This window comes from Streptomyces sp. NPDC048001 (assembly GCF_043203115.1).
Taxonomy (GTDB): domain Bacteria; phylum Actinomycetota; class Actinomycetes; order Streptomycetales; family Streptomycetaceae; genus Streptomyces; species Streptomyces sanyensis.
Genome location: NZ_JBIDBN010000001.1, coordinates 199,080 through 214,040 on the forward strand (window position 1 = coordinate 199,080; position 14,961 = coordinate 214,040).

Genomic DNA, 14,961 nt, shown 5'->3' on the forward strand with positions numbered 1-14,961 from the left:
CACCCTGCCCGGCATGTGGCGGGACGGCGGCTGCGCCCCTCCCCCGGCGTCAGCTGCTCCGGCCCCGTGCCCGGGTCAGCTGCTTCAGTTCGATGATCGTCGCGACGGCCCGCAGCCAGGTGGCCGCGGAGTCGTCGACGGCGGGGCCGCCCGCGAGTTCGGTGCAGGTCCGCAGCCACTCCCGTACGAGGGCGGCAGCCTCCCGGCGGGGCAGCGGTTCGGGCAGGTCGGCGGCGCGGGCGAGGCCGCCCGCGCGGACGGTGTCGGCGAGGAAGGCGACCGAGCGCGGCTCGGTGCCGAGGCGGTCGAGGAGGACGGCCGCGGCCGCGGCGCCGTCCCCGAACAGGGCGGTGCGCAGGCCCCCGGGCTCGGCGGCGAGGCCGTAGCGCAGCAGCAGGGTGATGTCGAGCAGGGCCAGCTCGTCGTCGGTGCGGTCCGGCGGGTGCGGTGCGTCGTTCATGGTGGGACCTCGGGTGTCTCGTCTCGTGGCGCTGGTCCGCGGGGGATCAGCCGACGGTGACGGTGTAGGTGATGCGCTCGGGGGCCTGGGAAGAGGGAGCGGCCTCCCCCTCGGTCGGGGTGGCGGAGGGGGAGGTCTCCTCGGGTGGCAGCGTGGAGTTGTTGCCCTCGCAGGTGGTGGCGGTGCAGTGCAGCAGCGTGAACCGGGTGGTCCCCTTGCCCGTGGCCTCGAAGGTGAAGGTGAGCCCGGCCCCGCCGCCGGCCGTCGCCTCCCCGGTCTCCGGCGCGCGCTCCGTGCCGCGGCTGACGAGCACCGCGCGGTCGGGCCGGGGGTCGACCAGGTACCAGTACTCGCGGGTGGAGGCGTTCTGCCGGACGGTGAGCGTGAAGCGCTCGCCCGGTTCTGCGGTGATGCTGGTGTCCTCCGGCGAGCGGCTCGCGGTGTCCGGGGAGCCGCCGGCAGGTTCGCCGGGGCCCGGGGCGCAGCCGGCGGCGAGGGCGAGGAGCGCGGCCGCCGCGAGCGCGGCGGCGCCCCTGCTACCGCGGGATGAAGACGCTGTACGCATCGGGAAGATCATTGTTGGAAGCCTTGCCCATCCGGCCGTTGATGAAGTCGTCCTCGCTGACCCAGGTGGTCGAGCCCCAGGGGTTGTACACCTGGAGCATGTCACCCTCCTGGGCGATGATGGTCATGGCGTGGGCGCCGCTCTCGCCGCGGACGTCGACGGGGACCGGCCGCCCCTGCGACACCGATCTCTGGACCTCGGTGAGGACCGCCCGGCGGTCGTCGGCGCTGTCCAGGTCCCGGCGGTCGTAGTCGGTGCCGGTGGCGCGGCCGACGGTGCTGTCGTTGATCCGCTCCTGCCCCTCCGGGCCCATGCCGGTCCACTTCTCGCCGCCCTCGCCCTCGGTGTGCAGCCGGTGCTGCTCGTCCACCAGGCGCTGCCGGAAGGCATCGGGATCGTCCTGCTGCCCGTCGGGGCCGCCGGTGAGTTCGAGGGCGTAGACGGGGTCGACCATGGCGCGGGAGGTGACGGTGGACGAGGCCACGCAGGTGCCCTCGGAGCCGTCGCCGCCCTGGACCCACCGCTGGCCCAGGAACTCGACGACGTCCTTGTTGTTGTTGGAGCCGTTCGGCGCCACACCCTCGTCGTCCATGCTGTCCGAGGCGGTGACCACGGGGGTCAGGTGGCGGCGCAGCCAGTCGGGGTCCTTGCCGTGGATCTTGTCCTGGAAGCGGCCGATCTCGTCGACGCCGTGGCCGGCGGCCAGGGCCTTCATCAGGTAGGCCCGCTCCTGCGGCGTCTCCGACCTCGCCAGCATCCGCTCCATGGCCGTCTCGTCGTCGAGGTTCAGCAGGTCCATCCGCGCGGACGCGCGCTGAAGGTCGCCGGGCGTGAGGATCTCGTTCAACTCGGCGTCCGCGCCCGCGACGCCGGTGTCGGCGAGCATCAGCTTGTCCACGGCGGTGAGTTCGCTGGTCTCCAGCTTCCCCGCCCGCGCCTCGGCGGCCCACTTGTTCAGCTCCCGGGCGGCGACGCGGGTGGCCTCCTGCGCCTCGGAGACGGCGTCGTGCATCAGGTCGACCGCGTAGGAGCCGAAGTGGGCGGCGTTCTTGCGGTCCCACTCCTCCCCGTCGTTCTCGTGGAGGTCGTCGAAGAAGCCGTCCCGGGCGCCGAGCAGCTTCCGCTGCTCCAGCAGCTGCCCGCGGCCCTGCTCGTCCTTGCGCTGCGCGGCACCGATGGCGTCGGCCAGCGTCAGCAGCACCGTCGCGCCTTCACGGAAGGCCTCGCTCATCTGGTTCACCGACCGCCCGGCGGCGTTGACCACCTCGGAGGCGAGCACACTGGTGTCACCGACCCACACCTCCGGAAGACCCTTGCGGCCCACCTGGTCGACTTGCTCGAAGACGCCCCCGACCGGGCCGAGTTGGCCGTGGTAGAGCCTGGCCAGGCCCTCCAGTGCGCCCGGGTCGCCGCCCGGTGCGGGCACCGAGAGGGCGTTGTCGATCAGGTCGAGGACTTCGTTCTTGCTCCCGGCGCCGAGCAGCTTCCGGGACAGGCCGGCGAGCCACGCGAGGCGGAAGGAAGGGGAGTCGAGGGGGGAGGAGAAGATCGACACGGGTCCGTTCCTCAGTAGCTCGACAGGATCGAGGTGCGCCCGCCCCGCGGGGGCGCCTCGGCGGGGGTGCCCGCGGCGCCGCCGGGGACGCCGTCCGCGTACGTCCCCACCAGGCCGTCGGTGCCCCGGTAGGTGTTCCTGGCCGACTGCACCTTGCTGCCGAGTTGGTGCAGGGCCGACGCCAGCGTCTTGGCCTCGGCCTCCCACGCCTTGACGAAGTCGTTCAGCGCCGACGCGGCGTCATCGCCGCCGGCATCGCCGTACGCGTACGTGGTGCGGGACCGGACCGCCGAGCTGACGTCGTCCATGTCCCCGCCGGCGTGGTCGAGTTGCCGGGCCGGGCCGGTCATTCCCGCCTTGGCCTGGTAGCCGTCCGAGCCCACCGCGAATCCCCCATGTGCCTGCGATCATGACCGCGGGCAGGCTAACACGCCCTGCACGTACAGGTGTTCCCACGCCCTGCTCGCGCCCGCCCTCCTTCGGGCCCCGGGCCGTCCCTCGGCCCCCTCGCAGCACCCGCCCGCGAGATCACCCCGGCCGTGGAGGTCGAACAGGGCGGCTGCCGACGCGGCCCCGGGGGCCGGGCCCGGTTCACGGGTGGAGGGTCGCCTCGCCCTCGACGAGGATGCCGGTGCGCTGTCCCGGGCGCACGGAGACCGGCCCCGCGACCCGGATGCCGACGGGCTCCTCCAGCCCGTCGACCGTGACGGTGACCATGGCGTCGTGGCCGTAGAAGGCCACGTCGGTCACGGTGCCCTGGGGGCCGGCGGCGGTGTCGGCGAGCCGGAGCTGCTCGGGGCGCAGCAGGACCGCGCCCTCCGTCCGGCCCGCGGGGGCGGCCGCGAGGGGAAGGCGGCCGAGCGGGGTGGTCGCGGTGCCGCTGTCGGCGGTGCCGGGGACCAGCACGGCGTCGCCCACGAAGCGGGCGGTCCAGGGGTCCACGGGCCGTCCGTAGACCTCCTGGGGGGTGCCGCACTGGGCCACGCGCCCGTCCCGCACGACGGCGACGAGGTCGGCCGTGGAGAGGGCTTCCTGCTGGTCGTGGGTCACCAGCAGCGCGGTGGCCCCCGTGGCGCGCAGGGCGGCCCTCACATCCGCACGGACGCCTGTCCGCAGCCCGCTGTCCAGGGCGTTGAACGGTTCGTCGAGCAGGACCAGTTCGGGTTGCGGCGCCAGTGCCCGGGCGAGCGCGATGCGCTGCTGCTGGCCGCCGGAGAGTTCGTGCGGCATCCGGTCGCCGTAGCCGCCGAGGCCGACGAGTTCGAGCATCTCCTCCGTCCGGGCCCGGCGTGCTGCGCGGTCGCGGCCGCTCAGCCCGAACGCCACGTTGCGGGCGACGCTCAGATGGGGGAAGAGGGCGCCCTCCTGGGGGACGATGCCGATCCGGCGGGCCTCGGGGGGAAGGTGGACGCCGGGTCCGCACAGGGTGCGGCCGCCGACGGTGACGGTGCCCGCGTCGGCGTGCAGGAATCCGGCGATGATGCGGAGCAGGGTGGTCTTGCCGCAGCCGGAGGGGCCGAGGAGCGCGGCCAGGGCGCCTGCGGGGACGGAGAGGTCGAGTCCGCGCAGGACGGGGGCGTTGGGGCCGTAGGACTTCGACACTCCGGCGATCTGTACATCGGTCATGTGCGGTGCCGCCCGAGGAGGTAGGAGGGGATGGCCGCCAGCAGGATGAGTGCCGCGGCGTAGGGCGCGGCGGCGGCGAAGGATCCGGTGCCGGTCTCCGTCCAGAGCCGGCTGGCCAGGGTGTCCATTCCGGTGGGACGCAGCAGGAGGGTCGCGGGCAGCTCCTTCATGCACAGGACGAAGGTCAGGGCGGCTCCGGCGGCGACGCCGGGTGCGGCGAGCGGCAGCGTCACCTCGCGCAGCACCCGCAGCGGCGACCGGCCGAGCGAGCGGGCGACGTCCTCCAGCACCGGCGGCGACTGCAGCACCGCGGCGCGTGTGGCGGCCACCGCGACGGGCAGGAAGAGCACGGCGTAGGCGCAGATCAGCAGCGGGAGCTCCTGGTAGACCGGCTCGGCGTAGCGGACCGCGAAGAAGACCAGCGACAGGGCGACGGTGATGCCCGGGAGGGCGTGCCCGGCATAGGCGGACTGCTCCAGCAGGTGTGCCGTCCGGCCCCGGTGGCGGGCCGCGATCACCCCGACGGGCAGCGCGAGGAGGGTGGTGAGTGCGGCTCCCGCCGCGGCGGCGCCGAGGGTCGTGCCGGCGGTGTCCGCGAGCGTGGCGGGGTCCCAGGTCGCGGAGTTCCCGACGGCGAGCCAGTAGCCGAGGGTGGCCAGCGGCATGACGACGGCGGCTGCCGTGACCAGCGTGCACCAGGTCAGGGCCGGCAGCCGCCACCGGCCGAGCGGCGCGGGGACGGCGGGGCGGGCCGTCCCGGTCCCGGTCCTGGCGTGGCCCGCACGGCCGCGGGTCCGGGCCTCGGCGGCCACCAGCAGGACCGTCACCGCCACGAGGACGACGCTGAGGGCCGCGGCGGGGGTGCGGTCGAAGCTGGCCCGGTAGGAGGTGTAGATGCCCCGGGTGAAGGTGTCGTACCGCATCAGGGAGACGGCTCCGAAGTCGGAGAACACGTACAGCGCGACCAGGACCGCTCCGCCTGCCGCGGCGGGGCGCACCTGCGGCAGCGTGACCCCCAGGAAGGTGCGCAGCGGTCCGTGGCCGAGCGAGCGGGAGACCTCCTCCTGCGCGGGGTCGGCGCCGCGCAGGGCGGCGGTGACGGGCAGGTAGACGTAGGGGAAGCTCACCAGCGTCAGCGCGACGGCCGCGCCGCCGAAGCCCGCGAGGGCGGGGAACGCGGACAGCCAGGTGAAGGCGGCGACGTAGCTGGGCACGGCCAGCGGCAGGGTCATCAGCACCGACCAGGCCCGTGCGCCGGGCAGTCGGGAGCGCACGGTGAGCCAGGCCAGGGACACACCGAGCACCACGGAGGCGGCCACCACGGTCGCGGCCAGCCCCACGCTGCGGCCGAGCAGTTCGACGGTGCGCCCGTCGGCGACCACCTCCCAGGCGAACGAGGGCCCGCGCTCCAGGGAGCGGACGGCGAGGTAGCCGAGCGGCAGCAGGGCGAACAGCGCGGCGAGGCCCGCGGGGACGAGCAGGGCGGCGGGTGGCCGGCGCCCGGCGCGGCGCCGCCCGGCGGGCGCGACGGCGCCTGCCGGGGCGGCTGCCGGATCCGCCGGCGCGACGGGATCCGTGGAGGTCATGGGCGTCAGACCATCCCGGCTTCCTGGAGCATCCTCAGGGTCTCCTGGAGGGACTCCAGCTCGCCCAGGTCGATCTCGGGGGAGTCGAGCGAGGCCAGCGGCGGCAGGTCCTCGACGGTGCTGGTCACCCCGGCGGCCAGGGGGTACTCCTTGGTCTCCTCGGCGAAGTACTTCTGGGCCTTCTCCGAGAGCAGGAAGTCGACCGCCTTCTGCGCCACCGGCAGCTGGTCGCTGCCCTTGAGGGCGCCGACCCCGGCCACGTTGACGAGGGCGCCCGGGTCGCCTCCCGGCAGGAAGTGGATCTTGGACCTGACCTCGTCCTCGCCCTTCTCGGCGACCCGCTCGTACCAGTAGTAGTGGTTGACCAGGGCGATCGAGACCTCGCCCTTGTCCACGCCGTCCATGGCCTTGAGGTTGTTGTCGTAGACCTTCGGCTCGTTGGCCTTGATGCCCTTCAGCCAGGCGCGGGCGGCGGCGTCGCCCTCCATGACCCGCAGGCCGGTGACGAAGGCCTGGAAGGAGGCGTTGGTCGGGGCGTAGCCGATCCTGCCCTTCCACTCGGGCTTGACCAGGTCGTGCACGCTGTCGGGCACCCGGGCGACGCGGTCGGGGTCGTAGGCGAGGACGCGCACCCGGCCGGAGGTGCCGACCCAGTCGCCCGCGCTGCCGCGGAAGGCGGGGTCGACCTTGTCGAGCGAGGCCTGGGGCAGCTTCTGGAGCAGGCCCCGGGTGGAGAGCGCACCGAGGGCACCGGCGTCCTGGGAGAAGAACAGCCCGGCCTTGGTCCGGTCCCCCTCCTCCTGGATCTGGGCGGCGAGTTCGGCGCTCTCGCCGTAGCGGACGGCGATGGTGGTGCCGACGGCCTTCTCGAGTTCGTCGAGGAGCGGGTCCACCAGCTTCTCGTTGCGGCCGGAGTAGATCACGAGCCCGGCGTCGTCCTCGTCGACGCCGCAGCCGGCGACGACGGGGAGCAGGAGCGCTGCCGCGAGGAGAGAGGTCAGACGTCGGACCAGGGGGCGTCGCATGGAAGGCCTTCCTGCACGTGCAGAGAGAAGTGAACGCCCTATAAGTAAGGTAAAGCTAACCTAAAGGTCAAGGTGATGTACGCAACTTCTCGCCCTCGCGGGAGATTCGGCGAAGCCGACCCTATACGGAGCATTCTTGTCGATCTTCACCGGCTCGGCCGTGACGCTTCCGTGACTGTCCTCTGAGGCAAGCCTTTCCTAAGATGCGCTCGTGACTGCCCTTTCCGCCCTGCTCCCGGATTCCCGGAACGTTCCCTTCGCCGGCGATCTCGCGCGCCACGGCGACCGCACCGCGGTCATCACCGCCGACGGCCTCGTGACCTATCGCGAGCTCGCCGCGCGGGTGGAAGCGGCAGCACGGCGCCTCGGGCCGTCGCGCCGCCTGGTCCTGGTGGCCGGCGCCAACACCCTCGACGCCCTCGTCTGCCACCTCGCGGCGCTCTCGGCGGGCCACCCGGTCCTGCTCGTGCCGGGCGATCACCCAGAGGCCGTGCGCGCGCTGGTCGAGGCGTACGACCCGGACGTCGTGGCGGGCCCCGGCGGCGACGGGCAGTGGGTGCTCGACGAACGCCGCCCCGTCTCCGCGCACGAGCTGCACCCCGACCTCGCCCTGCTGCTGAGCACCTCCGGCTCGACGGGATCACCGAAACTGGTGCGGCTGTCGCACGGGAATCTCCAGGCCAACGCCGAATCCATTGCCGGGTACTTGGGAATCCGCGACACCGACCGTGCCGCCACGACCCTCCCGTTGCACTACTGCTACGGCCTTTCCGTCGTCCACAGCCATCTGCTGCGCGGCGCGGCGGTGATCCTCACCGGACTCTCCGTCGCCGACAGCTGCTTCTGGGATCTTTTCCGCAGCGCCCGCGGAACGACCTTCGCCGCCGTCCCCTACACCTTCGACCTGCTCGACCGCGTCGGCTTCGCCGCGATGGACCTGCCCCACCTGCGCTACGTCACCCAGGCGGGCGGCCGGCTCGCACCCGACCGGGTCCGGCACTACGCGGCCCTCGGCCGGGCCGCCGGCTGGGAGCTGTTCGCGATGTACGGCCAGACCGAGGCCACGGCCCGCATGGCCTACCTCCCGCCCGAGTTCGCGGAGTCCCACCCGGGGGCCGTCGGTGTGCCGATCCCGGGGGGCGCCTTCCGGCTCCGGCCGCTGCCCGACTGGCCCGCGGAGGACACCGGGGAACTCGTCTACACGGGGCCCAACGTCATGCTCGGCTACGCACGCACCCCCGAGGACCTGGCCCTGGGCCGGACCGTGGAGGAGCTGTTCACCGGCGACATCGCACGGCGCACGCCCGGGGGCCTGTACGAGATCGTCGGCCGGCGCAGCCGGTTCGCCAAGATCCTCGGCCTGCGCATCGACCCCGCGCGCGTCGAGGCCATGCTGGCACGGCACGGGGTGACCGCCCTGTGCGCCGGCGACGACGCGGCCCTGACCGTGGCCGCCGTCGCCGCCGAGGGCGAGGCGCGGCGGATACGCACCCTGGTGCGGGGCGAGTGCGGCCTTCCCGCCCGGGCCGTCCGGGTCCACGCCCTGGCGGACCTTCCGCGGCTGCCGACGGGCAAGCCGGACTACCAGGCCGTGCGCGAGCTGGGCCGCCCGGCCGACGCGTCCCCCGCCGACGCTCCTTCCGACGCGCCCTCGGAGGGCGGGTCCTCCCCCGCGCAGGGGCCGGGCAGCGGGCCCGAGGACCTCTGCCGCCTGTACGCGCGCGTGCTCGACCGGACCGGTGTCACGCCGGACAGCACCTTCGTCGGCCTGGGCGGCGACTCCCTCTCCTATGTGGAGATGTCGCTCCAGCTGGAGGAGCGGCTCGGCCATCTGCCCGCCGGCTGGCACACCACGCCGATCCGGGACCTCGGGCCGCAGGAAGGGACGCGCCCCGCACGCGGACGGGCGCTGGAGACCGGCGTCGCCCTGCGCGCCATGGCGATCTTCTGCATCGTCGGATCGCACATCCACGTCTTCGGCATCAAGGGAGGAGCGCACCTGCTGCTCGCCCTCGCGGGCTTCAACTTCGCCCGCTTCCACCTCACCGCCGCCGCACGCGGCGAGCGCCTGCGGCGCGCCTGCCTGAGCGTGGCGCGGATCGCGCTGCCGACCATGGCCTGGATCGGTCTCGTCCTCCTCGTCAACGACGACTACACCCTGGCCAACCTCGCCCTGCTCGACAGCGTCCTCGGGCCCGAGGACAGCAGTACGGGCATGCACTTCTGGTTCATCGAGGCCCTGGTCTCCATCCTGGTCGCCGTCGTGGCGCTCCTGGCGCTGCCCCTCGCGGACCGGGCGGAGCGGCGCTTCCCGTACGGCCTGCCGCTGGCGCTGGCGGCTCTGGGCCTGCTCACCCGCTACGACCTGCTGGGGCTCCCGGACCGCGCGCTGATGCCCGACGCGGTCACCGTCTTCTGGCTGTTCGCGCTCGGCTGGGCGGCCGCGAAGGCCGGCACCACGGCGCAGCGGCTCGTGGTCACGGCCGCCGCCCTGGTCACGGTGCCCGGTTTCTTCCCCGGCGATCCGGGCCGGGAGGCGATCATCATGGTCACGTTCACCCTGCTCGTGTGGGTGCCGACCCTGCCGGGACGCGAGCGGGTCAACCGGGTCGCCGGCCTCCTGGCGGCCAACTCGCTGTACATCTACCTGACCCACTGGCAGATCTTCCCGCTGATCGACGGATTCTCGCGGCACCTGGCCTTCCTCGCCTCGCTGGTCTTCGGCGTCGCCTACGGCATGGCCTCGACCCGGCTGATGAAGGGACTGCCCTCGCTGCTGCGGGCCGGTCTGCCCCGCGGACGCGCCGCCCGGGAGGCGCGGGCCCGGGTCCCGGCGACCGCGGTGGAGTGGTTCCGCCGCGCTCCCGCGCCGACCGGCACCGCCCCCGACCACCGGCGCGGCTGACGAGGGCGGCGGCCCGCCTCCGGGCTGCGGCGGGGGCACCGTCCGCGAGCGCCCGCGGTCCGCGGCGCGGCGCAACGGGACCGGCCCGGCGCGGTCAGCGGCGGACGGCGCGGACCACGGTGTCCAGGGCCACCGCGTCCCCGACGGGGCGCCGCGCGACCTCGGCCACGAGCAGGACCGCGCAGGGCTCCCACGCCGCCCGCACCTGCCCGACGTCCGTGAGCACCCCGGGGTCCTGCGGCCCGCCCGTGCCGTGTGCGAGGTTGGCGGCGTCGTGGCCGACCAGCAGCAGGGTGCCGCCCGGCCGGGCGGCCCGGCACGCGGTCCCGAGCACGCCCGCCATCTCGCGCGCGGGCAGGTGCAGATAGGACAGCAGCACCAGGTCGTACGCCGCCTCCTCGGCCGGGTACCGGGTGACGTCGGCCACCTCGGCACGTACGCTCCCCCGCCCCCCGGCCCCGAGGTCCTGCGCATGGCGGGCCGCGGCGTCGACGATGCGGCGGACGGCGACCGGCGAGAAGTCGACCGCGTCCACCCGCCAGCCCCGGCGGGCCAGCCACAGGGCGTTGCGGCCCTCCCCCGCCGCGAGGTCCAGGGCCCGGCCCGGGGCCAGTCCGGCGGCCTCCCGGACGACCCACCGGTTCGGCTCCGCCGACCACACGCGCTCCGCGGTCCCGTACCGCTCGTCCCAGGCCTCGGCGTCCATCCTCGCTCCTCCCCGGCCCCGCCACCCGGAGCACCGGTCCGCGCCGGGGGCGGTGGCCGCCCCCGGCGCCGCCACGCTACGCCGGTCGCGGCGGCCGTTCCCGGTGGAGCGCCGCTCCGGCCGCGCCGCGGCCGGGCACCGGGCTTCGGCCGGACGGAGGACCCTGTGCGCCGCCGTCGCGTCCGCCCCGGCCGCGGCGGACGATGATCGACCTCGACCCGACCGCACCGGCGCGGGCGGGCAGGGGCGCCTGCCGCACCGCGCCGGGCGGCCTCCGGCCGCGACCGAGGCCTGCGGCACCGCTCCGCCGGAGGCCGCAGGCCCTCGGTCGGTGCGGCGCGGCTCCGCCGGAGGCCGCCGCCGGTCACGAGGCAGGGAGGGAGGCACCGTGGCGGATCTGGTGAGCGGGGCGTGGCCGGTGGGCCTGAGTGCCGCGGTCTTCGCCCTCGCGGGGGTGGCGACCGTGCTGTGCGGTGTCCGCCTCACCGGCCTCGGCGAGGCGCTCGCCGAGCGGACCGGCTGGGGCGAGGCGCTCTTCGGGGCGGTCTTCTTCGGGCTGGCCACCTCGCTGTCCGGGATCGTGATGACCGCCGTCAGCGCGGCGGACGGGCAGCCGCAGCTGGCCTACGGCAACGCCGTCGGCGGCATCGCGGCGCAGACGCTCGCCGTCTCGGTGGCCGACGCCGCCTACCGGAGCGTCAACCTGGAACACGCGGCGGCCTCGTCGCGCAACCTGCTCTTCGGCTGCCTGCTCCTGACCCTGCTGGGCCTCGCGCTGATGGGCTCCCTGGGCCCCCGGGTGACCCTGCTGGGCATCCACCCCGTCTCGGCGGTCCTGGTCGCCTGCTACGCGGGGGGACTCGCCCTGATCCGCGGAACCCACCGGCCCCTGTGGCGGGCCGTGACCACCGAGGACACCGTCACCGAGACCCCCGGCGGGCCGGCCCCCCTGTCCGGGCGGCGCACCCGGGGCCTGTGGACCGAGTTCGTCGCCGTCGCGCTCGTCGTGGTGGTCGGCGGCTGGGCGGTGACACAGGCAGCGGAGAGCCTGGTCTCCGCGACGGGCCTGCGCGCGGGGCTGGTCGGGGGCGTGTTCATGGGCATCGTCAACGCCCTGCCGGAGACCGTCACCGCGGTGGCCGCCGTCCGGCGCGGCGCCGTCACCCTGGCCGTCGCGGCGGTGCTGGGCGGCAACTGCCTGGATGTGCTCAACCTCGTCGTCGGCGACGTCGTCTACCGGGGCGGCTCCCTCTACCACGCGGTCGAACCGGAGGAGTTGTTCCTGACCAGCGGCGCCCTGGTGATGTCCACCGTGCTCCTCGCGGGCCTGCTGGTCCGCCAGCGGCGCGGCTGGGGGAGGCTGGGCTTCGAGGGCGTCCTGCTGATCGGCGTGTACGCGGCCACGGTGGCGGCCCTGGCCGTATGAGGCACGCACCCCCTCGACGCCAGCCGCACGCCCCGGACGTCCCGGTCCGCTGTGGGCCACCCCGGTGAGAGGGGCGGCCCGGTGCGCGCCGAGCGGCCGGGACGGCGCCGCGGCTGCTTGGCTGGGCCCCGGCGCGCGCCCCCGCCACCGGGGCCCGTGCCGGGCGCGGGCCGCGCGCGACCGGGACGCGGCCCCGGTGCCGCCCCGGCGGCGGGATGTGCCGGCGGACGGCGGCGCACCTCCGCATCCAGGGGGCCCGTCGCGGCGGAATCCCTCGCGGTCGCACGGGCGGAACGCGGAAGGCGGGCATGGCCACACGGAGCACGGACATCGCGGTCATCGGCGCGGGTGCCGCCGGTCTCTCGCTCGCCTGGCGGCTGCTGGACCCACCGCCGGGCGTCCGCGCGCCGGCAGTGGTCCTGGTGGACGCCCCACCCGGCCCGCTGCGGCCCCCCGAGCGCACCTGGTGCTTCTGGGAGCCCGGCCACGGGGAGTACGACCGGCTCCTCACCGCCGACTGGAGCCGGCTGCGGGTGCGCGACGGCGAGGGGGACGGAGCGGCCCACGACCTCGGCGCCCTGCGCTACAAGATGCTGCGCTCGGGGGACTTCGCCGACGGCCTGCGCCCGCGCCTGGCCGGTCTGGAGAGGATCGAGGCCGTCGTGGAGGGGGTCGGGGACCGCCCGGACGGTGCCGAGGTGCTCTGCCGCACCGCGGACGGCTCGGCGCTCACGCTCCGCGCCCGCTGGGTCTACGACTCCCGCCCGCCGGCCGTGGCACCCCCCGCCCGGGTCTCGCTGCTGCAGCACTTCCGGGGCTGGTTCGTGCGCACCGAGAGCCCGGTCTTCGACCCCGGGACGGTGGAGCTGATGGACTTCCGCACACCGCAGCCCGGCCACGGGCTCTCCTTCGGCTACGTGCTGCCCACCGGCCGCCGCGAAGCACTCGTGGAGTACACCGAGTTCGGCCGTGCGCCGCTGAGCGAGGGGCGCTACGACCGTGCCCTTCACCACTACACCGGGCACGTCCTGCGTCTCGGCGCCTTCCGGGTCACCGCCACCGAGCAGGGGGCCATCCCGATGACCGACGGGCGCCATCCGCGCCGGCACGGCCGCCACGTCTTCCCGATCGGTGCCGCCGGGGGCGCCGTGCGCCCCTCCTCCGGATACGCCTTCGCCGCGATCCAGCGCCAGACGCGGGCCGTGGCCCGCGCCCTGCACCACGGCGGCCGCCCCGAACCCCCGCCCGCCTACCCGGCCCGGTCGCTGGCCATGGACGCCCTGCTCCTGCACGGCCTGGACAGCGGGCGCATCGCCGGACCGGAGTTCTTCACCCGCCTCTTCGACGCGGTCCCCGCCGACCGCCTGCTCCGCTTCCTCGACGGGCAGACGGGCTGGGCCGAGGAGATCTCCGTCGGGCTCCGCACACCCGTCCGCGCCATGCTCCGCACCGCCGCCGGGCTGCCCCGCCTCAGCCGCCGCACCCCACCGAGGGAGACCGCCCCATGAGCCGCCGCGCCGCCGCACGCACCGCCCCGCCCGCCGCACGCCGCGGGCGCGACCGCAAGGGCGCCGTCCTGCCGGCGCACCCGGGGCTGCCCCGCCCGCCCGGGCGGCCTCCCCGGTGCGCGGTCGTCGGCGGAGGGATCGCGGGCCTCGCGGCCGCCACCGCCCTCGCCGAACGGGGGGTGCGCGTCACCCTCTACGAGCAGGCGCCGTCGCTGGGGGGCCGGCTGGCCGGCTGGCCCGTCGAGCTGGCGGACGGCTCGGCGGCCACCATGAGCCGGGGCTTCCACGCCTTCTTCCGGCAGTACTACAACCTCAGGGGCCTGCTGCGGAGGACCGACCCGGGCCTCGAACGGCTCCGCCCGCTCCCCGACTACCCGCTGCGGCACGCCTCGGGGATGTACGACAGCTTCGCCCGGGTTCCCCGGACGCCCCCGCTCAGCGCCGTGGGCTTCGCCGCCCTCAGCCCCAGCTTCGGCCTGCGGGACCTCGCCGGGATGAACCCGCGGGCGGCACTGCCGCTGCTCGACGTGCGCGCGGCGGAGGTCCCCGGGCGGTACGAGGGCGTCAGCGCCCGGGAACTGCTCGACCGCATCCGCTTCCCCGAGGCGGCCCGCCACCTCGCCTTCGAGGTCTTCTCCCGCAGCTTCTTCGCCGACCCGGGGGAGCTCGCCGCGGCCGAACTCGCGCTGATGTTCCACATCTACTTCCTCGGCTCCTCCGAGGGGCTGCTGTTCGACGTGCCGGACGAGCCGTTCCCGCAGGCCCTGTGGGATCCGCTCGCGCGCTATCTGCGCGGTCACGGTGTGGAGATCCGCACCGGCGCGCGGGTGCTCGGGATCGGCTCCGCCCCCGGCGGGGTACGGGTCGTGCGCACCGCCTCGGGGGACGAGGCCGCCGACGCGGTCGTCCTCGCCGTCGACACCGCGGGACTGAGGAGCCTGGCGGCGGCCTCCCCCTCGCTGGCCGACGAGGAGTGGCGTGCGCGGGTCTCGCGGCTGCGGACCGCCCCGCCGTTCCTGGTCACCCGGCTGTGGCTGGACCGGCCGGTCGACGCGGCCCGCCCCGGGTTCCTCGGCACCAGCGGCTTCGGGGCCCTCGACAACATCAGCGTCCTGGACCGGTGGGAGGGCGAGGCGGCCCGCTGGGCCGCGAAGACCAACGGTGCGGTGGTGGAGCTGCACGCCTACGCGGCCGACCCGTCCGCCGCGCCGGAACGGCTGGCCCGCTCCCTCGTGGAGCAGCTGCACCGCGTCTACCCGGAGACCTCCCGGGCGCGCATCGTCGACCGGCGCGACGAGTGGCGGCAGGACTGCCCGCTGTTCACGGCCGACGGCCACCGCGACCGGCCGACCGTGTCGACCCCGGACCCGCGGGTGACCGTGGCGGGCGACCTCGTGCGCACGGACCTGCCCGTGGCGCTGATGGAGCGGGCCGCCACGACGGGCTTCCTCGCGGCCAACGCGCACCTGCGGCGCTGGGGGCTGCGCGGCCAGACCCTGTGGACCGTCCCTGCGCACGGCCGCTCCGCGGTCCTGCGGCTGCTGGCGCGGCGCTTCGGCACCTGCTGAGGCCCGGGCCCGGAACGCCGGGCGGGCCGCC

The 14,961-nt window shown here is 75.3% G+C and carries 12 protein-coding genes; 4 read left to right on the plus strand and 8 right to left on the minus strand.

The genetic code is table 11. The annotated features are described in order from the left end of the window. Window positions 1–49 precede the first annotated feature (49 nt). From ACGF15_RS00830 to ACGF15_RS00860, 7 genes are all read right to left on the minus strand, one after another. Complete coding sequence (locus ACGF15_RS00830) at window positions 50–460, minus strand: hypothetical protein (protein ID WP_392796465.1); 411 nt, start codon at window positions 458–460, stop codon at window positions 50–52. Window positions 461–506: 46 nt separating this feature from the next. Continuing rightward, window positions 507–1,025, minus strand: coding sequence for a protease inhibitor I42 family protein (locus ACGF15_RS00835; protein WP_362607253.1), 519 nt, complete (start codon window positions 1,023–1,025; stop codon window positions 507–509). Beyond that, window positions 997–2,580 carry a peptidoglycan-binding protein gene (locus ACGF15_RS00840; RefSeq protein ID WP_345608419.1) on the minus strand — a complete coding sequence of 528 codons (1,584 nt, stop codon included), beginning with the start codon at window positions 2,578–2,580 and terminating at the stop codon, window positions 997–999. The genes ACGF15_RS00835 and ACGF15_RS00840 overlap by 29 nt, the downstream gene beginning before the upstream one ends. An 11-nt stretch (window positions 2,581–2,591) precedes the next feature. Beyond that, window positions 2,592–2,963 carry a hypothetical protein gene (locus ACGF15_RS00845; RefSeq protein WP_392796466.1) on the minus strand — a complete coding sequence of 124 codons (372 nt, stop codon included), beginning with the start codon at window positions 2,961–2,963 and terminating at the stop codon, window positions 2,592–2,594. 208 nt (window positions 2,964–3,171) lie between these two features. After that, window positions 3,172–4,206 (minus strand): ABC transporter ATP-binding protein, encoded by a 1,035-nt coding sequence (locus ACGF15_RS00850; RefSeq protein WP_392796467.1) that lies wholly within the window; start codon window positions 4,204–4,206, stop codon window positions 3,172–3,174. Further along, entirely contained in the window at window positions 4,203–5,792 is a 1,590-nt protein-coding gene (locus ACGF15_RS00855; protein WP_392796468.1) for an ABC transporter permease, read from the minus strand. The genes ACGF15_RS00850 and ACGF15_RS00855 overlap by 4 nt, the downstream gene beginning before the upstream one ends. A gap of 5 nt (window positions 5,793–5,797) precedes the next feature. After that, on the minus strand, window positions 5,798–6,817 hold the full coding sequence (locus ACGF15_RS00860) for an iron ABC transporter substrate-binding protein (RefSeq protein ID WP_392796469.1): 1,020 nt from the start codon (window positions 6,815–6,817) through the stop codon (window positions 5,798–5,800). A 211-nt stretch (window positions 6,818–7,028) separates the two neighbouring features. Here ACGF15_RS00860 and ACGF15_RS00865 point away from each other — a divergent pair, with 211 nt between their 5' ends. Next, window positions 7,029–9,722: an AMP-binding protein gene (locus tag ACGF15_RS00865; RefSeq protein ID WP_392796470.1), complete on the plus strand. Its 2,694-nt coding sequence runs from the start codon at window positions 7,029–7,031 to the stop codon at window positions 9,720–9,722. Between the two features lie 94 nt (window positions 9,723–9,816). On the opposite strand, the gene ACGF15_RS00870 is transcribed toward ACGF15_RS00865, so the two are convergent. Next, the gene (locus ACGF15_RS00870; protein WP_392796471.1) at window positions 9,817–10,428 is read right to left on the minus strand and encodes a class I SAM-dependent methyltransferase; all 612 of its coding nucleotides are present in this window, start codon (window positions 10,426–10,428) and stop codon (window positions 9,817–9,819) included. 397 nt (window positions 10,429–10,825) lie between these two features. Here ACGF15_RS00870 and ACGF15_RS00875 point away from each other — a divergent pair, with 397 nt between their 5' ends. From ACGF15_RS00875 to ACGF15_RS00885, 3 genes are all read left to right on the plus strand, one after another. After that, entirely contained in the window at window positions 10,826–11,854 is a 1,029-nt protein-coding gene (locus ACGF15_RS00875) for a sodium:calcium antiporter (RefSeq protein ID WP_392796876.1), read from the plus strand. A 308-nt stretch (window positions 11,855–12,162) separates the two neighbouring features. Further along, window positions 12,163–13,362: a lycopene cyclase family protein gene (locus ACGF15_RS00880; protein WP_392796472.1), complete on the plus strand. Its 1,200-nt coding sequence runs from the start codon at window positions 12,163–12,165 to the stop codon at window positions 13,360–13,362. After that, window positions 13,359–14,930, plus strand: a complete 1,572-nt coding sequence (locus ACGF15_RS00885; protein WP_392796473.1) for an FAD-dependent oxidoreductase — start codon at window positions 13,359–13,361, stop codon at window positions 14,928–14,930. The genes ACGF15_RS00880 and ACGF15_RS00885 overlap by 4 nt, the downstream gene beginning before the upstream one ends. Window positions 14,931–14,961 lie beyond the last annotated feature (31 nt).

Bases quoted from the DNA above. Each gene is read 5' to 3' on its own strand.
- ACGF15_RS00830 (WP_392796465.1), bottom strand. From the start codon at position 460: ATGAACGACGCACCGCACCCGCCGGACCGCACCGACGACGAGCTGGCC.
- ACGF15_RS00835 (WP_362607253.1), bottom strand. From the start codon at position 1,025: ATGCGTACAGCGTCTTCATCCCGCGGTAGCAGGGGCGCCGCCGCGCTC.
- ACGF15_RS00850 (WP_392796467.1), bottom strand. From the start codon at position 4,206: ATGACCGATGTACAGATCGCCGGAGTGTCGAAGTCCTACGGCCCCAAC.
- ACGF15_RS00855 (WP_392796468.1), bottom strand. From the start codon at position 5,792: ATGACCTCCACGGATCCCGTCGCGCCGGCGGATCCGGCAGCCGCCCCG.
- ACGF15_RS00860 (WP_392796469.1), bottom strand. From the start codon at position 6,817: ATGCGACGCCCCCTGGTCCGACGTCTGACCTCTCTCCTCGCGGCAGCG.
- ACGF15_RS00870 (WP_392796471.1), bottom strand. From the start codon at position 10,428: ATGGACGCCGAGGCCTGGGACGAGCGGTACGGGACCGCGGAGCGCGTG.
- ACGF15_RS00880 (WP_392796472.1), top strand. From the start codon at position 12,163: ATGGCCACACGGAGCACGGACATCGCGGTCATCGGCGCGGGTGCCGCC.
- ACGF15_RS00885 (WP_392796473.1), top strand. From the start codon at position 13,359: ATGAGCCGCCGCGCCGCCGCACGCACCGCCCCGCCCGCCGCACGCCGC.